Source organism: Enterobacter sp. BIDMC92, assembly GCF_001030225.1.
In the GTDB taxonomy this organism is placed as follows: Bacteria; Pseudomonadota; Gammaproteobacteria; order Enterobacterales; family Enterobacteriaceae; genus Enterobacter; species Enterobacter sichuanensis.
On the sequence record NZ_KQ087598.1, the window covers coordinates 4,002,542 to 4,020,323 of the forward strand.

The 17,782-nt window shown below is 57.0% G+C and carries 18 protein-coding genes; 9 read left to right on the forward strand and 9 right to left on the reverse strand.

The features are described from left to right. The first annotated feature begins 8 nt into the window (after positions 1-8). From pgaB to pgaD, 3 genes are read left to right on the forward strand one after another with little or no spacing between them, the layout of a single operon-like run. Positions 9-1,958, forward strand: coding sequence for a poly-beta-1,6-N-acetyl-D-glucosamine N-deacetylase PgaB (gene pgaB / locus SP99_RS18670; protein WP_047959457.1), 1,950 nt, complete (start codon positions 9-11; stop codon positions 1,956-1,958). After that, entirely contained in the window at positions 1,951-3,282 is a 1,332-nt protein-coding gene (gene pgaC / locus SP99_RS18675) for a poly-beta-1,6-N-acetyl-D-glucosamine synthase (RefSeq protein WP_047959458.1), read from the forward strand. Before pgaB ends, pgaC begins: the two co-directional genes overlap by 8 nt. Further along, the gene (pgaD, locus tag SP99_RS18680; RefSeq protein WP_047959459.1) at positions 3,279-3,710 is read left to right on the forward strand and encodes a poly-beta-1,6-N-acetyl-D-glucosamine biosynthesis protein PgaD; all 432 of its coding nucleotides are present in this window, start codon (positions 3,279-3,281) and stop codon (positions 3,708-3,710) included. Before pgaC ends, pgaD begins: the two co-directional genes overlap by 4 nt. Before the next feature lie 178 nt (positions 3,711-3,888). Here the strand turns inward: pgaD and gss are convergent, their stop codons facing one another. From gss to SP99_RS18710, 6 genes are all read right to left on the reverse strand, one after another. Continuing rightward, complete coding sequence (gss, locus tag SP99_RS18685) at positions 3,889-5,754, reverse strand: bifunctional glutathionylspermidine amidase/synthase (protein WP_047959460.1); 1,866 nt, start codon at positions 5,752-5,754, stop codon at positions 3,889-3,891. A gap of 110 nt (positions 5,755-5,864) precedes the next feature. Continuing rightward, positions 5,865-6,842: an ABC transporter ATP-binding protein gene (locus SP99_RS18690; RefSeq protein WP_047959461.1), complete on the reverse strand. Its 978-nt coding sequence runs from the start codon at positions 6,840-6,842 to the stop codon at positions 5,865-5,867. Next, the gene (locus SP99_RS18695) at positions 6,839-7,816 is read right to left on the reverse strand and encodes an ABC transporter ATP-binding protein (protein ID WP_047959462.1); all 978 of its coding nucleotides are present in this window, start codon (positions 7,814-7,816) and stop codon (positions 6,839-6,841) included. Before SP99_RS18695 ends, SP99_RS18690 begins: the two co-directional genes overlap by 4 nt. Next, the gene (locus SP99_RS18700; protein WP_025759790.1) at positions 7,809-8,654 is read right to left on the reverse strand and encodes an ABC transporter permease; all 846 of its coding nucleotides are present in this window, start codon (positions 8,652-8,654) and stop codon (positions 7,809-7,811) included. The genes SP99_RS18695 and SP99_RS18700 overlap by 8 nt, the downstream gene beginning before the upstream one ends. A gap of 5 nt (positions 8,655-8,659) precedes the next feature. Beyond that, complete coding sequence (locus SP99_RS18705; RefSeq protein WP_082137921.1) at positions 8,660-9,613, reverse strand: ABC transporter permease; 954 nt, start codon at positions 9,611-9,613, stop codon at positions 8,660-8,662. Positions 9,614-9,658: 45 nt separating this feature from the next. After that, positions 9,659-11,248, reverse strand: coding sequence for an ABC transporter substrate-binding protein (locus SP99_RS18710; protein WP_047959463.1), 1,590 nt, complete (start codon positions 11,246-11,248; stop codon positions 9,659-9,661). 245 nt (positions 11,249-11,493) lie between these two features. Here SP99_RS18710 and yghU point away from each other — a divergent pair, with 245 nt between their 5' ends. The 3 genes from yghU (at position 11,494) to SP99_RS18725 (ending at position 13,302) form a co-directional block, all read left to right on the forward strand. Further along, complete coding sequence (gene yghU, locus SP99_RS18715) at positions 11,494-12,360, forward strand: glutathione-dependent disulfide-bond oxidoreductase (protein ID WP_047959464.1); 867 nt, start codon at positions 11,494-11,496, stop codon at positions 12,358-12,360. 160 nt (positions 12,361-12,520) lie between these two features. After that, positions 12,521-12,853 carry a glycine zipper domain-containing protein gene (locus tag SP99_RS18720; protein WP_045286656.1) on the forward strand — a complete coding sequence of 111 codons (333 nt, stop codon included), beginning with the start codon at positions 12,521-12,523 and terminating at the stop codon, positions 12,851-12,853. 125 nt (positions 12,854-12,978) lie between these two features. After that, on the forward strand, positions 12,979-13,302 hold the full coding sequence (locus tag SP99_RS18725) for a hypothetical protein (RefSeq protein WP_047959856.1): 324 nt from the start codon (positions 12,979-12,981) through the stop codon (positions 13,300-13,302). A gap of 46 nt (positions 13,303-13,348) precedes the next feature. On the opposite strand, the gene SP99_RS18730 is transcribed toward SP99_RS18725, so the two are convergent. From SP99_RS18730 to SP99_RS18740, 3 genes are read right to left on the reverse strand one after another with little or no spacing between them, the layout of a single operon-like run. Continuing rightward, positions 13,349-14,251 (reverse strand): alpha/beta hydrolase, encoded by a 903-nt coding sequence (locus SP99_RS18730; protein ID WP_047959465.1) that lies wholly within the window; start codon positions 14,249-14,251, stop codon positions 13,349-13,351. Then, positions 14,241-15,137, reverse strand: a complete 897-nt coding sequence (locus SP99_RS18735) for an alpha/beta fold hydrolase (protein WP_025759780.1) — start codon at positions 15,135-15,137, stop codon at positions 14,241-14,243. The genes SP99_RS18730 and SP99_RS18735 overlap by 11 nt, the downstream gene beginning before the upstream one ends. A gap of 24 nt (positions 15,138-15,161) precedes the next feature. After that, positions 15,162-16,217: a sugar phosphate isomerase/epimerase family protein gene (locus SP99_RS18740; RefSeq protein WP_047959466.1), complete on the reverse strand. Its 1,056-nt coding sequence runs from the start codon at positions 16,215-16,217 to the stop codon at positions 15,162-15,164. Between the two features lie 141 nt (positions 16,218-16,358). Between SP99_RS18740 and SP99_RS18745 the strand changes: the two genes are divergently transcribed. From SP99_RS18745 to SP99_RS18755, 3 genes are all read left to right on the forward strand, one after another. After that, a complete protein-coding gene (locus tag SP99_RS18745) occupies positions 16,359-16,949 on the forward strand; it encodes a TetR/AcrR family transcriptional regulator (protein ID WP_047959467.1) in 591 nt (196 codons plus the stop codon). A 157-nt stretch (positions 16,950-17,106) separates the two neighbouring features. Continuing rightward, positions 17,107-17,439 (forward strand): type II toxin-antitoxin system RelE/ParE family toxin, encoded by a 333-nt coding sequence (locus SP99_RS18750; protein ID WP_025759776.1) that lies wholly within the window; start codon positions 17,107-17,109, stop codon positions 17,437-17,439. A gap of 12 nt (positions 17,440-17,451) precedes the next feature. Beyond that, positions 17,452-17,778: a helix-turn-helix domain-containing transcriptional regulator gene (locus SP99_RS18755; RefSeq protein WP_032672665.1), complete on the forward strand. Its 327-nt coding sequence runs from the start codon at positions 17,452-17,454 to the stop codon at positions 17,776-17,778. Positions 17,779-17,782 lie beyond the last annotated feature (4 nt).

A 17,782-nucleotide genomic window follows, 5' to 3' on the forward strand; every position in this document is an offset into this window, starting at 1 on the left:
GGATGAATATGCTGAATACACGTCTTTCCGTGAGCCTGCTCCTCTTCGGCTGGCTCTGCCTGAGCGCGAGCGCCTGTGCACAGGCTTTCTCATTTATTGCCCCCAAAGCGCGACCGCAGCTGGAGGCGAGCAAACCCTGGCCGACGAACCAGTTTCTGGTCCTGGCCTACCACGACGTAGAAGATGATGCCGCCGATCAGCGCTACCTCTCCGTTCGCACCAGCGCGCTGAACGAGCAGATTAGCTGGCTTGTGCACAACGGCTATCACGCCATCAGCGTGCAGGACATTCTGGATGCCCATGACGGGAAAAAAACGCTGCCGCCGAAAGCCGTATTACTCAGTTTTGACGACGGCTACAGCAGTTTTTACACCCGCGTCTGGCCGCTGCTTCAGGCATGGAACGTTCCTGCGCTGTGGGCGCCGGTGGGCAGCTGGGTGGATACGCCGGCAGATCAAAAGGTTAACTTCGGCGGCCTGATGACGCCCCGCGATCGCTTCGCGACGTGGGACATGGTGCGCGAGCTCAGCCACTCCCCGCTGATTGAGATCGGCTCGCATACCTGGGCCTCGCACTACGGCATTCCGGCCAACCCGCAGGGCAGCCGCGAACCGGCGATCGCCAATCGCTTTTATGATAACGCAACGGGCCGCTATGAAACGGACCTTGAGTTCAGCCAGCGGATCGGCGATGACGTGCGCAAAGTCACCGAAAAAATCACCCAGGTGACCGGCAAAGCTCCGCGTGCCTGGGTCTGGCCCTATGGCGCCGCCAACGGCACGTCGCTCGGGATTGCCAAAAAACAGGGCTATCAGCTGGCCTTTACCCTTGAGGACGGGCTGGGTGACGTGCGCAATCTCGGCAGCATTCCCCGTCTGCTGATCGCCGGGAATCCCTCGCTCAAAGCCTTTGCCAGCACGGTTAGCCAGGTTCAGGAGCCTGAACCGGTGCGCGTCATGCATGTCGATCTCGACTACGTTTACGATCCCGACCCGGCTCAGCAAACCCAAAATATCAACCGGCTGATCCAGCGGGTTTACGACATGAAAATCAGCCATGTTTTCCTGCAGGCGTTTGCCGATCCGCAGGGCGATGGCAGGATCAAGGCGCTCTATTTCCCCAACCGACGGCTTCCGGTCCGGGCCGATCTGTTTAATTTTGTCTCCTGGCAGCTGCAAACCCGCGCGGGGGTAAAAGTCTTCGCATGGATGCCGGTACTCTCGTTCGATCTCTCCCCTTCCCTGCCGCGCGTCCAGCGCCGGGATCGGCAAACCGGCCGGTTAAGCGACGCCACCGAGCCTTATATCCGGCTCTCCCCGTGGGATCCGCAGGTGCGTCAGCAGGTGACGGACATCTATGAGGATCTGGCCCGCTATGCCAGCTTCAATGGGATCCTGTTTCATGACGATGCGGTACTGACGGACGTGGACGACGCCGGACAGGCGGCCTCGCAGAACCCCCCGCGCCAGAAAAGCCGGCTTCTGATCGGTTTCACTCACGCCCTCGGCCTAGCGGTGAAGCACATTCGCGGTCCGCAGATACAAACCGCCCGTAATCTGTTTGCCTTACCCATCCTGCAGCCCGAAAGCGAGGCGTGGTTTGCGCAGAATCTCGATGACTTTCTGGCGGAGTATGACTGGACGGTGCCGATGGCCATGCCGTTGATGGAGTCCGTCCCGGTAGACGAAAGCGATGCCTGGCTGACGCGTCTGGTTAAGGCCGTCGCCGAACGCCCCGGCGCGCGCAATAAAACCATTTTTGAGCTGCAGGCCAGGGACTGGGGGCAGAAACCGCCCCGTGCCGTTTCCGATAGCCAGCTTGTGGCGTGGATGCAGGTGCTCCAGCTGAACGGCATTAAAAACTACGGCTACTACCCCGACGACTTTCTCAATAACCAACCTGATATTTCCCGTATCAGGCCTGAATTTTCATCGTACTGGTACCCTGACAATGACTGATCGCCTTATCGCCTTCTCTATTTTATGTCTGGTATTCGGGTTGCCGTTAGGCGTGGCCGCCCTCTTTACCGGCGAACTGATTCTGGATTTTGTCTTCTTCTGGCCGCTGTTTATGTCCGTGCTCTGGATAACCGGCGGGCTCTATTTCTGGTTTCAGCTTGAACGACACTGGTCATGGGATCACGACACACCGGCCCCCACGCTCGCCGGCGAGCCGCTCATTTCCATTCTGATCCCCTGTTTCAATGAGGAAAGGAACGCCAGAGAGACCATCAGCGCCGCGCTGGCTCAGCGGTATGAGAACATAGAAGTGATCGCCATTAACGACGGCTCGTCTGACAACACTGCGCAGGTGCTGCAGGAGCTGGCGCTGGAACAGCCGCGCCTGCGGGTGATCAACCTCGCGGAAAATCAGGGCAAAGCGCTGGCGCTCAAAGCCGGGGCGGCGGCGGCCCGGGGCGATCTGCTGGTCTGTATTGACGGCGACGCGCTGCTCGATCGCGATACCGCGGCTTATCTGGTGGCGCCGCTGATCCAGTACCCCCATGTCGGGGCGGTGACCGGCAACCCGCGTATTCGCACGCGCTCCACGCTGATTGGCCGCATACAGGTGGGCGAGTTCTCCTCCATCATTGGGCTCATCAAGCGGACGCAGCGGATTTACGGTCGGGTCTTTACCGTCTCCGGCGTCATCGCCGCCTTTCGCCGGCAGGCGCTGGCGGATGTCGGGTACTGGAGCCCGGACATGATCACCGAGGACATCGACATCAGCTGGAAGCTTCAGCTTCGCCACTGGGATATTTTTTTCGAGCCGCGCGCGCTGTGCTGGATCCTGATGCCGGAGACGCTAAAAGGCCTGTGGAAACAGCGTCTGCGCTGGGCCCAGGGCGGTGCTGAGGTGTTTCTGGTCAACCTGCGTAAGATCGTGCGCTGGGAGCACCACCGCATGTGGCCGCTGTTTATGGAGTACGCGCTGTCAACGCTGTGGGCCTTCGCCTACGCGCTGACGGTGCTGCTGTTCGTCTTCAGCCATGTCGCCCCGCTTCCCGCGAACCTGACCGTCGAGAGCCTCTTTCCCCCGGCGTTTACCGGGCTGCTGCTGGGGGTCATGTGCCTGCTGCAATTCCTGGTCAGCCTGTACATCGAGCGGCGCTATGAGCGAAACGTGGCCAGCGCGCTTTTCTGGGTGATTTGGTTCCCGATGGTGTACTGGATGATTGGCCTGTTCACTACCCTCGTCGCCTTTCCAAAAGTGATGCTTAAACGCCAGCGTGCCCGCGCGCGCTGGATCAGTCCGGACCGGGGAAAAGGAAGCCTGCAATGAACGAAAATACCTTAATTTTGACTGAACATCGGCTCTTGCCACGTCTTTTTGATGCCGCGTTAACGCTGGTCGCGTGGGGAGGGTTTTTCTTTTTCCTGTACGCCCGACTCTGGATGCAGCTAACCGATGAGAGCGACTACCGCTGGGGCGCGATCGTTGCGTCCTTTAATACGGTGCTGATCTATTTACTGTTCGCCGCGCTCAACGGCTGGCTGCTGATTTTGTGGTATCAGTACAACCGCCGCCGGGCTCAGGTGAGACGGCGTCAGCCGGGTTATTTGCCGGAGGAGGAGCTTGCCCGCAGCTTTAATGTCTCACCGCAGATCATCTCTGAGATGAGCCAGTACAACCTGCTGACGGTCTATCATGACCAGATTGGCCGGATTATTGATTTGAAGGTCAGCGGGCAGCAGGAAGAGGAAGAATAATAACAACAAGCCCCGCAGGATACCCTGCAGACTGAGCCACCCTGGCACGTTCACAGGCCATGTCGTTGCAGAGTAGCAAGGAACATAAAGTGAACGGAATGACCACCAGAGCCGTATGTTCCCCCTCACCCCAACCCTCTCCCTCAATGGAGAGGGAGTCGTCCGTGCAGGTAATATTTTATAGTGAGTCCCTTACCACAATCAGCGGCTCAATATCACTCTCTTTTTTCACCACCAGCGAGTCATCACCGCGCAGACAGGTTCCGCCGTAGTTTCCGCCCACGGTAAAGGTGCAAACCTGAATATGCTTGCCATCAACGTTTGGCAGGCACCACAGCTGCTGATAGATATTTTTGCGGTCAACAAACTTGCCGCTGGATTTGTCCAGCAGTTCATCCTCAGCGCTGATCAGATCGATATTGCTGCCGCAGCGCCCGGCGATGGGCTTAACGGCATAGCCGGTCTGTTTCAGCAGGTCGTTAACCTCAAAATCAGTATCGAGCAGGTAGCGGTGGTTCGGGAACAGTTGCCACAGCACCGGGAGGATCGCCTTATTGCCGGGGATCACCGTCCACAGCGGTTCGAAGACCAGCACTTCCGGGCGCAGCAGGACGTCAATCAGCCGTACTTCCCCAGCCGGGTGGCCTGTGCGAATCGGTACCGCGGCATACTCGGTTTCACTCACCTCGCGGATCTGCTCTATCGCCGTCTCCCACGCCCAGGTTTTCCACACGCAGTTGACGTGACGGCCTTCGTCGTCAATCAACTGCCCGGCGGCATCCCAGCTCAGGGCGCCAAGCCCGTGCAGAATTTTAGTTTCAAACCCGGCCTGCAGCAGTGAGCGCTGGATAAAGAGCGCGTGATAGTCCTCTTCGACATCGTTGTCCTGCATGATATGCACGAACGGACGCGCGTGGCTGTGCTTCCACGCCCCGGTCAGCTCTTCCAGTAACCCTTCCGCCGGGTTGTGCCCGTTGCCGCGATAGCCATTTTTGACCCACTCTTCGAGGATCAACCCGCCTTCCGTGTGGCAGGAGGCGGAGTCGGCGTTGTACTCATACACCTTAATCCCGCGCTCATCCATGCAGAAATCCATACGACCGGTGATCATATGGTGGCGGCGCCACTGCCAGGAGAGGCGCAGGCGCGGCCAGAGGATTTTCGGTATGTCGAAAAGCGCCAGTAAGTTGTCATCTTTCAGCACCTTATCGGTCGCGTGCAGGTACATCAGGTGCAGCTCGTTGGTGGCTTTGATCAGCTCCTGCTCGGCGCTTTCGGTAATGGTGAAGTACTGGCAGGGATCTTTATTGATAAAGTGTCCGTTGGCGCGGATATACGCCTGTTGCAGGGGGTCATTTTCGTTGAGCCACTTCCCGTCAAACTGACGTCTGTTTTTCAGCCGCGCACCGCTGATTTTCAGCAGTTCGCCGTCGATTTCCGGCTGCGGAATGCTGTGTTCTGTGTCGTCAGTCTGGATCATCCAGCCGAGGATTTCGGTGTCAGTAAAGGTGTCGTGGATCGTGTAACTGCCGTTCTCAACACAAAGGCGCAGCTCGCGCGTCCACTGCTGCCCGAGCGGCAGCGGCGCGTGAATGACGTTCTGCTCCGCGATACGCACCTTATCGTCCAGAAGCTGGGTGATCACCGCCACGTGGCCGGTCTCGTGAAACTCGCCGCCTTTTTGCCAGATCAGCAGCGCCCCGGCGCGCGGCGCGCGCTTCGAGCCGTTGGCAAAGGCCTGAAGGGGCAGAATGTTATCGTTCACCACCTGACGCAAAAAGCGCAGAGAGAAGATCTCCCACGCCATGCCGACATCGGTAAACACAAAGCCATAGTTGAGAAACAGAAAACGGCGGGCGAACTCAACGCACTGCCACTTGTGGCCCATGTATTCGTTGCCAATATAGCTGCGGAAATCCGCATCTTCCGGGTAATTTCGCGGGTCCAGACTGCCGTAATTTGAAGAGTAAATCGCCACGCCACCGGGCGCATAGCCTAACAATGTCCCGAATGGCGCATCACTGCTTAACGTTCCTTTACGCATGTATCCAACCTAAAACAGGCAGGCGGCAATTTTTTAAGGGTTGTCGTCGTCTGCACGTTGTAATTAACCTGACAGAGGAGGATTTATCATACACCTGCGTGGCGCATTAATTACACGTTAAACAACCAGCATGCTGCAAAATGCCCTGGCGCAATCTCCTGCATCGCCGGCTCCTGCGTCTGGCAAACCGGCATGGCATGCGGGCAGCGGCTGCAGAACTTACAGCCAGGCAGCGCGGACGTGGGGCCTGGAATATCGCCGCGCAGGGTAGCGTCGTCGAGGTGACGAATGCGCGGGTCGGGACGGGGAACCGCCGCCAGCAGTGCGCGGGTGTATGGGTGCGCCGGATGCTGATACAGCGCATTCGCCGGGGCCACCTCCACCAGCTTACCGAGATACATCACCCCAATTCGGCTGGAGATATGGCGCACCATGGAGAGATCGTGGGCGATAAACAGATAGGTCAGCCCCAGCTCCTGCTGCAGGTCCTGCAGAATATTCACCACCTGCGCCTGCACCGAGACGTCCAGCGCCGAGAGCGGTTCATCGCACAGCACAAACTCCGGATTCACGGACAACGCGCGGGCAATACTGATGCGCTGGCGCTGCCCGCCGCTGAACTCGTGCGGGAACCGTTCAAGGTGTTCCTGCTTCAGCCCGACTTTATAGAGCAGCGTTTCCGTACGCTCCTGCTGCGCTTCCCGGCTGTAGCCGTGGATTTGCATCGGCTCGGCCACCAGCTGTCGCACGGTCATCCCCGGGTTAAGCGAGGACCAGGGATCCTGAAAAATCGCCTGCATTCTTTTACGCAGCGGCTTCAGCTCTTTTTCACGGGCGTGGGCGATCGCCTGTCCGGCAAAGTGGATCTCGCCCGAGGTGATATCGAAAAGACGCAGAATGGCGCGCCCGAGGGTCGATTTCCCGCAGCCGGACTCCCCGACCAGGCCAAACGTCTCGCCGGGCTGGATATCAAAGCTCACGCCATCGACCGCTTTCACGGCCACGCCTTTACGCAGCAAACCGCCGTTAAGTTGATAGTGTTTGTGCAGGTCCCGTACGCGCACTAAAGGCGTCTGTTGTTCACTCATGCCTGAATCTCCTTATCGGCCCATAGCCAGCAGGCGGCGCGATGGCCCTCTCCGACGGAATAAAACGCGGGCTGCCGCTCACACTGCGGCATACGCTTCGGACAGCGTTCGGCAAACGGGCAACCCGGCGGCGGATTAAGCAGGCCTGGCGGCGAACCTTCTATCGGCGACAACCGTTGATTCTCCTCATCCGGACGCGGCAGCGAGGCCAGCAGCCCCCGGGTGTAAGGATGCGCAGGGCGATAAAAAATGTCCTCCACGCTCCCCTCCTCCATCACCAGCCCGCCGTACATCACCACCACGCGGCTGCAGACCTGCGCCACCACGCCGAGATCGTGGGTGATCAGCAAAATCGCGGTTTGGGTCTGCTGCTGCAGGCTTTTCAGCAGGCGCAGGATCTGCGCCTGAATGGTCACGTCCAGCGCGGTAGTCGGTTCATCAGCAATAAGAAGCTTCGGATTACAGGAAAGCGCAATGGCGATCATCACCCGCTGGCGCATCCCGCCGCTGAACTCGTGGGGATACTGGTCGTACCGGCGTTCCGCCTCAGCAATGCCCACCTGTTGCAGCATGGCGATCGCCGCCGCTTTAGCCGCTTTTTTGCTGAGCCCTTTATTGCGCATCAGGATCTCCGCCATCTGCTTGCCGATGGTCAGCACCGGGTTGAGGGCGGTCATCGGATCCTGGAAAATCATCGCGATCTCGTTGCCGCGAATGGCGCGCATCTGCGCCGGGGTTTTCTGCGCCAGGTCCTCGTTCTGAAAGCGGATGCTGCCGCCCGTTATCCGGCCGTTGCTCCCGAGAAGCTGGATAATCGACTTACAGGTGACGCTCTTGCCGCAGCCCGATTCGCCAACGATACCCACCAGTTCTCCCGGCTGAACCTGAAAGCTCACGCCGCGCACCGCATGCATTTCCCCCTCCCGGGTGCGGAACGTGGTATGCAGGTCATCGAGTTCTAATAAGCTACTCATCGCGACTGGCTCCCGGCTCAAAGGCGGTACGGAACACATCGCCCAGCACGTTAAAGCTGAACACCGTCAGCAGGATCAAAATACCGGGGAACATTGCCAGCCACGACGCTTCGCCAATATAGGACTGCGCGTTGTTCAGCATACTTCCCCACGACGCCGCAGGGGCCTGCACGCCCAGCCCTAAGAAGCTGAGCGTTGATTCCATCAAAATCGCCGAGGCGATATTGAGCGTGGCGGCCACGATAATGGTCGGCAGCACACCAGGAATAATGTGGCGCACGATAATGCGCAGCGGATGTTCTCCCGACGCGCGGGCATAGAGCACATACTCGCGCTCTTTCACCGACAGCGTTTCGGCACGCACCAGCCGCGACATGTTCATCCACGTCAGCAGGCTGATGATCAGGATGATGTTATCCACGCCCGGCTTGAGGTAAGCATTCACCACCAGCAGCAGGAAGAAGGCCGGAATGGCCATCAGGATATCCACGGCGCGCATCATCAGGTTATCCAGCCAGCCGCCAAAATAGCCGCTCACCGTTCCCACCACCGTGCCGATAAGCGTGGAGAAGAGCATGGCGAGAAAACCGACCATTAACGAGATCTGGCCGCCATACAGCGCACGGGTGAAGTAATCGCGTCCGTATTCATCGGTACCGAACCAGTGCGCGGCATCCGGCGGTAGCGTGCGTGCGCCGAGCGCCATCCGATCCGGATCGTACGGACTTAAGCCGGCGCAAAGCGCGGCGACAACGAAAATAAAAAGCACAAACAGAGAGAACTGCGCCGGACGGTTGCGGCGCAGCTGGTGACGAACCTGCTGCCAGCGTCTGCTCATCCGGGTTACCTCAGCGTACGAATGCGGGGATCGGCGAAGCGATAAAGCAGATCGGCGATCAGGTTACCGACGATCAGCATCATCGACGAAAGCATGATGATCGCCATGATCAGCGGGTAGTCCAGCGAGGCGATCGACTGGATCCCGAGCAGCCCCATCCCCGGCCAGGAAAAGACGCTCTCCGTCACATAGGCCCCTACAATCAGCTCCCCGAACGACAGGCCAAACAGGGTGATCACCGGCAGCAGCACGTTTTTCAGCACATGGCGGAACAGAATACTGGCGCGCGTCGCGCCGTAGGCCAGCTGGGTCTGTACGTAGTCGGCGGAGAGTTGCGAGATGGTGTTGGAGCGGATGTAGCGCACGTAGCTGGAGAGGTTGTAGAACGTCAGCGCAATGCACGGCAGCACGCCGTGGCGCAATACATCCAGCGCGTTATCGTCCATGCCGATGGTGCGCATCCCCATGCTGGGGAACCAGTTAAGCTGCACGGCAAAGACAGTGATAAGCAAAATGCCGAACCAGAAAATCGGCACCGAGATGCCGATATAGGCGAACAGGTTCAGCACGTGATCCAGCCAGCGGTGCTTAAATGCTCCCGCCAGCAGGCCGAGCGGAATAGCCAGTACGATCGCCAGCAGCAGCGACGCCCCCATCAGCCCCAGCGTGGCCGGAATGCGTTCGCCGATCATCTCCAGCACCGGGCGGTGGTAGATCAGCGAATAGCCGAGATCGCCCTGCAGGACGTTTTTCAGCCACAGGACGTACTGCGTAACCAGCGGCTTATCCAGCCCCAGGCTCTGGCGAATACGTTCGATATCTTCCGGAGCCATACGCGGCGTGATGTACGCCGCCACCGGATCGCCGGGGGCGAGTTTGACCAGCAAAAATGCCACCAGTGAAATAAAGAACAGCATCGGGAACAGTTGCAGCAGCCGACGCGTGAGAAGTGTGTTCACGACATGCCCTTACTCAGACCCCGGCCTGACGGCCGGGGCAGTGACTTATTTCTGATAGATTTTTGACAGATCCTGGAACAGGTAGACCGGCTTCGGCTCTGCTTCCTGGGTGCCGCCGAAACGCTTGTCCACCGCGACGGTCGCATTGGTATAGGCAATCGGGTAGTAGGTCATGTCGTTTGCCACGGTCTGCTGAATTTGCTTGTAGATATCAGCCCGTTTCGCGGCGTCGGTTTCCACGGCACCTTTATCCCACAGGGCATCGAACTGCGGGTTTTTATAATGCGCGTAGTTATAGGCCTCGTTGCTCATGAACAGTGATTTGTAACCGTCCGGCTCTGAACCCATGATGTAGCCGCCCAGGTTCAGCTCCCAGGCGGTGTTGTTCATGTCGAGACTGCGCTGAGACATGGCGTTAGAGTCCAGCGGCATCAGCTCCACGTTCACCCCAATGCCCTTCAGCGCCTGCTGAATGTAGAGCGCCATGCTCTCCTGGGTTTTGTTGGTGTTCACATACGCCAGGCGCAGCCTGAGGTTGTCCGGCGCGCCGGATGTCTTCAGCAGGTCTTTGGCTTTTTGCAGATCGAATTTGTACTGTTCAACATCGTCCGTCTTGTAAAGCGTATCTGGCGTCAGGAACGAGGTCGCCGGTTTGGCGTAGTCCAGCGAGGTAAACGCGGTCTGGGTCAGCTCATCTTTGTTGATGGCGTAAGCAATGGCCTGACGCAGCGCCTTGCTCTTCATCACCGGCACGTTCTGGTTGAAGGTCATGTAGGCCAGACGCCCTTCCGGATAGACCACGAAGTCAAACTTACCGGTATTTTTCAGGCGGTTCACATCCTGCGGGTCCACCATCTTGAGGTTGATTTCACCGTTTTGCAGGGCAAGATTCGCGGCATTGCTGTCTTTGGCGAAACGGTAAGTCACGGAATCAAGCTTCGCTTTGCCGTTCCAGTAATCGTCAAAACGGGTCAGGGCGTAATACTGTCCGGCGCGGTACTCTTTGAATTTGAACGGGCCAGAACCCACCGGCGCATCGTTTTTGCTGCTCTTTTCCAGATCGCCTTCACCGGCGAACACGTGCTGCGGGATCGGGTAGATCTGCACCAGGGTGCCGGTAAAAGCCGCGCTGACCTGCGGTAAGGTGAATTTAACGGTGCGGTCGTCAACCTTGCTTACCTGCACCGGCTTATCGCCGTAAGTGAACATGCTGCGGAAGAAGCTGTGCTGTTTGGCATCCAGCAGCTTATTGAACGTAAAGACCACGTCGTCCGCCGTCAGCGGCTGCCCGTCCTGCCATTTCAGGTTGGGTTTTAACGTGAGGGTGTAGCTCAGGTTATCGGCAGAAGGCGTCAGGCTTTCCGCCAGGCCCCACTCAATTTTGCCGTTATTAAAGCTGTACAGCGGAGCATACAGCGCCTGCATGATGGTTAATGTTGTGCGGTCACTGGCATAGAGCGGATTAACGGCTAGCGGGTCGCCGGAGGTTATGCCGATAATAAGCGAACCGCCCTCTTTTGGCGCGTCGTTTTTTGCCGCGGGGGACGTATTTGTCTCTTTATTTTTCGCATCATCACAGCCCGCCAGGCCTAACGCGAGCGAAACGACCATGGCCGATAACAGAAGCTTACGCATCTCACTAACTCCTTGCCTTATAAAGTGTTTATGACTGCATCTTTTATTTATGTTGAAGCATCATATGCAGCTTTATCTGTTTACGCATTAATTATGAAAATGCGATTTTCGATTAAGCTTATGCCGGATTTGATATATATAAGCGCCGGAAGGAATAGCGGCAGATCGATTACGCTCAGTTCGTTAAACGCTTCACAAATCTCCTGCTACACTGCCTCAACAAATCACAAAAAAGGCAGGCCAACATGTCAGACAACACCTATCAGCCACCCAAAGTGTGGGAATGGAAAAAGAACAACGGCGGCGCATTCGCCAATATCAACCGTCCCATTTCCGGCGCAACGCATGAGAAAGATCTACCTGTCGGCTCTCACCCGCTGCAGCTCTACTCGCTGGGGACACCTAACGGCCAGAAAGTCACCATCATGCTCGAAGAGCTGCTGGCGCTGGGCGTGACGGGCGCGGAGTACGACGCGTGGTTGATCCGCATCGGCGAGGGCGATCAGTTCTCCAGCGGCTTCGTTGAGGTGAACCCGAACTCGAAAATACCGGCGCTTCGCGACCACTCCACGAATCCGCCAACGCGCGTATTTGAATCCGGCAATATCCTGCTCTATCTGGCAGAGAAATTTGGTCATTTCCTGCCAAAAGATCCGGCGGGACGCACCGAGACGCTGAACTGGCTGTTCTGGCTTCAGGGCGCGGCGCCGTTCCTCGGCGGTGGTTTTGGCCACTTCTACAACTATGCGCCAGTGAAGATTGAGTACGCGATCGACCGCTTCACGATGGAAGCCAAACGCCTGTTCGACGTGCTGGATAAACAGCTGGCTCGCGGTCGTTACGTCGCGGGTGAGGAGTACACCATTGCGGATATGGCGATCTGGCCATGGTTCGGCTGCGTGGCGCTGGGTAGCGTCTATAACGCCGCCGAGTTCCTGGACGCAGAGAAGTACACCAACGTCCAGCGCTGGGCGAAAGACGTGGCAAACCGCCATGCCGTGAAGCGTGGACGGATTGTCAACCGCACCAGCGGCGAGCTGAACGAGCAGCTCCACGAACGTCACGCGGCGAGTGACTTTGATACGAATACCGAAGACAAGCGTCAGGCATGACGAGTGGCCGGGCGGTTTACCGCCCGGCAGAACAGATCCCTGTTCAGGGCATGATTAGCCTAAGGGTTGGGCAGGTATTGCTGGCACTATCCGGGCGTGTTTCTTCCGCCAGACGGTGAGAAATGACGTATCAACCGACAGCAGTCACAAAGGATCTGTTATGAAACTGATTAAAACAACGCTGGTTATCAGCGCCCTCATTTTTTCCGCCTCGGGAATGGCTATCGATAAAACCGCCGCTGGCGCGGTAGCAGGCGCGGCAATTGGCGCGGCCACGGGTAAAGATCTGAAATCAACCGTTGGCGGTGCCGTGGTGGGCGCAGGCACCGGTGCCATGTTCAAAAACGGCGACAAAGGCAAAGCCGCACGTAAAGGCGGTGCCGTTGGTGCTGTTGTGGGTGCTGGCGCAGCTGCCGTGACGGGCAATAGCGTGCTGAAAGGCGCAGCTGTCGGCGCCGGTTCCGGCGCGCTGATCGGTGAAGCGACGCACTGATAAACGCCGTAATTCTCCCTTTTCGAACCGGCATGATGAAGAAACCCAGCTATTACGCTGGGTTTTTTGTCTTCTCTCATTATTGTTTTAATACAGTATACTTTCGCCTGATTAGGGAGGACGTGATGGCTATCAGTGAGAAAGACTTGCTTGAGGCAGGTTTCAGCCAAAGCGAAGTAGACAATTTACAGGCCCGACTCTCAGCAGCTGGAGGCACCCTGCAGCATCTCATCGATGCGCTCTCACGGCGCTTCCAGGTTTCGGTATGGCTCACGGTCGCGCTGGTTCTGGTTATGCTGGTCACCCTCATCGCGGGTAGCCGGACACACATTCTTTCCGGGAGCATGAGTTCCCTCATTATCCTGATCATTGCCTGGGTGACCTTTCCACCCGCTCTGGGCTGGAAAGCATTCCGCCTGCAGAGGACTCTTACCCGGAAGGCTCGATAGTCAGCAAATCAAGCGCCACGTTTGGAAAACGAAGCCCCACCCTGAACTATATACGAGCCCGTTCAAACAACCGACGCGCGGCAGGCGTTAGCCCTGACATATGAATACAGGCATGCACCATGCCCGGCAGCCGTTCACAGCGTACTGGCACCCCCGCCTCCTCAAGCCGCCGCGCATACGCTTCAGCCTCATCGCGCAGGGGATCATACTCACAACTCAGGATGGTTGCTGGCGGTACCCCCCTCAGCGAGGTCATACGCAGCGGCTCGGCATAAGGATGACGACGGTCTCCCAGATAGTTTTCCCAGCAAAACGCCATCGCATCACGCGTTAAAAAATAACCTTCAGCAAATTCACAATAGCTTTCGGTCGACATATCGCGACTTAACGCCGGGTAGAGCAGCAACTGATGCTCTATATGAGGTCCACCGCGATCCCGGGCCAGCAGCGTTGTCGCTGCAGCGAGGTTTCCGCCTGCACTGTCGCCGCCCACCGCCAGACGAGTGGCATCAATACCCAGAAGCGCGGCCTGTTCACTGGACCAGCACAATGCCTGATAAACATCTTCTAACGGCCTCGGGAAGGGGAACTCCGGCGCCAGACGGTAATCCACGGAGAGTATTTTCCGGCCAGTAGCATTCGCCAATGCCTGACAGGGTCGATCGTACAGCGACAACGACCCCAGGCACCATCCGCCGCCATGAGCAAACAGCATTGCAGGCTGCGCGATTTCTGCCTTCGAGGCGGCAGGGGTATAGACGCGAAGTTCAATCTCGTAGCCATCATCGGCAATCACAACGTGATGTTGAATGGCGCCACCCGTTTCCTCCTCGCCCTGTAGCTGCAGCAAATCCACGTCGGTGGCGGCACGCAGTTCGGCTAATGACGCCGGCTGCGGCGCGCCCGATGACGCAGCCAGAAAATCAGCTATATGTTTATCAAGCGGCATGATGTGCATCCTCTGAGAGGAATGGCACGATCAGCCCAATAAACGCCTCGTGACACTCTTCGGTAATAAAATGCCCGCAATCGGCCACCGTCTCACCACGCAGATCACGGGCATTGCCCTGCAGGGTTATCAGTGGTGCGTCGCGCGTGGCATGTTCGGCCCCCACCGTTAACACCGGCATGGTTAAAGGCGTTTGCGCGCGACGCTGGTTCTGCCGGATGGTCTCCGGGATAGCGCGATAATAGTCGAAACCCGCACGCAGCCCGCCGGGCGTCGAATAGGCGGTGATATACACCTCTGCTGCGACCCGTTCACGGCGATGCGACCAGCGGTCAAAAATATAGCTGAGATACTGTGATTCGCGCCCGCTGGTCAGGGTTTCGGGTAAATCCGCCAGCTGATTGAACATGAAGTGCCAGAGAAAGATATTCTCTTCCGGTGCGACAAAAATTGGCGGTGGCGGTGCCAGTCCAGGGATAACCGCTTCTGTCAGCACAAGCCGTTCTATCGCCTGTGGAAAATCGCTCGCCATGGCATAACCCACCCACATGCCGATATCATGGCCCACGATGCTGTAATGTGAATGCCCCAGTTGCGCCATCATCGTATGCAGCGTGGCACCAACACGTCCGGTGTCATAGCCGTCGCGCGGTTTGTCTGATTCCCCCATGCCTGGTGGATCAACCGCGATAGCCTTAAAACCTGCCGCTGCCAGCGCGCGCATGACATAGCGCCAGGTATACCAGGTCTGCGGCCAGCCCGGTATCAGTAATACCGGTTGACCTTCTCCCGCCACGACGCAATGGATGCGCTGTCCGTTCACTTTCGTATAGACGTGTTCTGCCCTGAGATCCGCATGCGCGATCTCACCGTATTGTTGTTCCATGGGGACTCCCTGTAATGTCGTGGCTTAGCGAATGCCGAGTAACGCGTTGATTTGCTGAGGGTTCACCGGCGCACCGGCGAAATCATCGAAGACTTTATCGGTGATGTGAATAATATGGTCGCGGATGAACGCAGCCCCTTCTCTGGCACCGTCCTGGGGATTTTTCAGACAGCATTCCCACTCGAGGGTTGCCCAGCCGGCATAATCGTATTGGGTCAGCTTTGAGAAAATAGCCCTGAAATCCACCTGCCCGTCACCCAGTGAGCGAAAACGTCCTGCACGATCAACCCATGACTGATAGCCACCATAAATCCCCTGACGACCGGTCGGATTGAATTCAGCGTCTTTGACGTGGAACATGTTGATCAGGTCCTTATAGATATCAATGAACTCCAGGTAGTTAAGCTGCTGGAGCACCATGTGGCTGGGGTCGAAAAGTATCCGGCAGCGAGGATGTTCTTTCACCCGCTGATAAAACATTTCAAACGTTATCCCATCATGCAGATCTTCACTCGGGTGGATCTCATAGCAGAGGTTTATGCCCTGCTCGTCACAGGCATTGAGCACCGGCATCCAGCGTCTGGCCAGCTCGTCAAAGGCGGTTTCAATTAACCCTTCCGGACGCTGCGGGAACGGGAACAGATAGGGCCACGCCAGCGAGCCAGAGAAGGTACCCAGATCGCTGAGGCCAAGTCGGGCGGAGGCCTTGACCGCCAGGAGTAGCTGCTGCCTTGCCCATTCGCCGCGGGCTTGTGGGTTGCCGTGTACTTCCACCGGCGCAAAGCTGTCGCATAAGCTGTCGTAAGCGGGATGTACCGCCATCAGTTGGCCGAAGATATGGCTGGTCAGTTCACTTACCACCAGACCATGCTCCGCCAGCATACCGGTCAGATCGTCGCAGTAGGTCTGGCTTTCTGCCGCCGTCGCCACGTCGAAGAGACGGCGGTCCCATGCCGGAATTTGCAGAGCGCTAAAACCCGTTTGCGCCGCCCACCGGGCGATCGCGGGCAAATTATTAAAGGGGGCCGCATCATCGCTGAACTGAGCCAGATGGAGAGAGGGACCTTTGAGGGTTTTCATCGTATACTCCTATTGTTTGTCGATTGGCAAACAATAGGAGTAAAGCCGGATAACCGCAAGCGAAAATTATAAATTCGTTGGTAATCCAGATGATTTAGGCGATCCTGTTGCACAGAATTCAGGACCAACCGGAGCAACAAAATGGCAGGCAGACCGCGCCAGTTCGATCGTGACCAGGCGCTTATCAAAGCGCGTAACCTGTTCTGGCGACAGGGTTATGAAGGCACCTCAATGTCAGACCTGGTGGCAGAACTGGGGATTGCATCGGCACGTATTTACAAGGCGTTCGGTTCAAAAGAGCAGCTCTTTCGGGAAGCTATCGCCGATTACGAAAAACAGGAAGGCGGTTTTGCGGATCGGGCCTTAGCCGCCGGGGGCAGCGTGCGGGATACCCTCCAGACGCTGTTAATGGATGCGGTTCATCTTTACTGCCATCCGGAATTGCCGCAAGGATGTATGGTGGTGGCCTCTGCAGCCAGCGTCAGTGCGGAAAATGAGACGCTCAAAACCTGGCTGGCACAGCATCGCCTGCAGCGTACACAGCAGATCATCGACCGTCTCCATCTGGCAGTGCGTAACGGTGAATTGCCGGCGTCGACCGATGCCGAGAGTCTGGGAGACTATTTTGCCGTCTTTTTACATGGTTTGTCGGTGCAGGCCCGGGACGGAGTGCCGGAATCACGTTTGCAGGCGGCGGTTAAACAGGCGCTTAGCCTGCTGCCGCATTCCTGAGTAAGAGGCTGAGAAAGGCAGAGCACAACGGTTTCGTATTTTTGCGATCCGCTTTCAGAAATCACATCTTCCCCACTGTCACAACCCTGTAAACCGTTGCCTGTCGTAGCCTGAAGATTACAATGCATTTGCTTATCGTAAACTACAGGCTACAATAATGGCTAAGGTTAAACACTACATCACAGCTGACGGATACGACCCATTTGATGCATATCTGAGAAGTGTGAAAGATCCCATAGCAAAAGCCATGATTGCTACGCGTGTCGCCAGAATGTCAACGGGTAACTATGGTGATTGTAAACCATGCAGAGAGAGCGTTTCAGAGCTCAGAATTAACCAGGGGCCGGGTTACCGAGTCTATTTCAGCGAAGTCTCCGATCCGGCAGATGGCGCAGTAAGCCTGGTGCTATTGACTGGAACGAAAAAAAAGCAAAATGCAGATATTGAAAGAGCCGTTGAGTACCTCAACGACTACAAGCGCAGGATATAAGAGGAAATCGGAATGGCTAAATCAGTACTCCATGATGACGCAATGGTACAACTCCTGAAAGATTCTCCGGATTTCGCGCCCGTATATCTTCATCAGGCTTTTATAGAAATTGACGAGCCCGGAGGTTATGAGGCGTTCATGCTGGCTTTACGTCATGTGATTGAAGCCTCGGGCGGGATGACTGTCATTGCAAAACGTGCAGGTATTTCCCGCGAATCACTCTACAAATCACTTTCACCAAACGGTAATCCCTCATTTAAGCGTATCGCCGAAGTGGCATCTGCAACGGGATACCCGATTTCCCGAATTGCATCAGCAGGGTTAAACACTCCCGCGTGAAAAG

Coding starts and splice junctions, on each gene's coding strand:
- SP99_RS18750 (WP_025759776.1), top strand. CDS start 17,107: ATGGCTAAGGTTAAACACTACATCACAGCTGACGGATACGACCCATTT.
- SP99_RS18720 (WP_045286656.1), top strand. CDS start 12,521: ATGAAACTGATTAAAACAACGCTGGTTATCAGCGCCCTCATTTTTTCC.
- SP99_RS18695 (WP_047959462.1), bottom strand. CDS start 7,816: ATGAGTAGCTTATTAGAACTCGATGACCTGCATACCACGTTCCGCACC.
- SP99_RS18710 (WP_047959463.1), bottom strand. CDS start 11,248: ATGCGTAAGCTTCTGTTATCGGCCATGGTCGTTTCGCTCGCGTTAGGC.
- SP99_RS18690 (WP_047959461.1), bottom strand. CDS start 6,842: ATGAGTGAACAACAGACGCCTTTAGTGCGCGTACGGGACCTGCACAAA.
- yghU (WP_047959464.1), top strand. CDS start 11,494: ATGTCAGACAACACCTATCAGCCACCCAAAGTGTGGGAATGGAAAAAG.
- SP99_RS18755 (WP_032672665.1), top strand. CDS start 17,452: ATGGCTAAATCAGTACTCCATGATGACGCAATGGTACAACTCCTGAAA.
- SP99_RS18730 (WP_047959465.1), bottom strand. CDS start 14,251: ATGCCGCTTGATAAACATATAGCTGATTTTCTGGCTGCGTCATCGGGC.
- SP99_RS18740 (WP_047959466.1), bottom strand. CDS start 16,217: ATGAAAACCCTCAAAGGTCCCTCTCTCCATCTGGCTCAGTTCAGCGAT.
- SP99_RS18745 (WP_047959467.1), top strand. CDS start 16,359: ATGGCAGGCAGACCGCGCCAGTTCGATCGTGACCAGGCGCTTATCAAA.
- SP99_RS18700 (WP_025759790.1), bottom strand. CDS start 8,654: ATGAGCAGACGCTGGCAGCAGGTTCGTCACCAGCTGCGCCGCAACCGT.
- gss (WP_047959460.1), bottom strand. CDS start 5,754: ATGCGTAAAGGAACGTTAAGCAGTGATGCGCCATTCGGGACATTGTTA.
- pgaC (WP_047959458.1), top strand. CDS start 1,951: ATGACTGATCGCCTTATCGCCTTCTCTATTTTATGTCTGGTATTCGGG.
- pgaB (WP_047959457.1), top strand. CDS start 9: ATGCTGAATACACGTCTTTCCGTGAGCCTGCTCCTCTTCGGCTGGCTC.
- SP99_RS18725 (WP_047959856.1), top strand. CDS start 12,979: ATGGCTATCAGTGAGAAAGACTTGCTTGAGGCAGGTTTCAGCCAAAGC.
- pgaD (WP_047959459.1), top strand. CDS start 3,279: ATGAACGAAAATACCTTAATTTTGACTGAACATCGGCTCTTGCCACGT.
- SP99_RS18735 (WP_025759780.1), bottom strand. CDS start 15,137: ATGGAACAACAATACGGTGAGATCGCGCATGCGGATCTCAGGGCAGAA.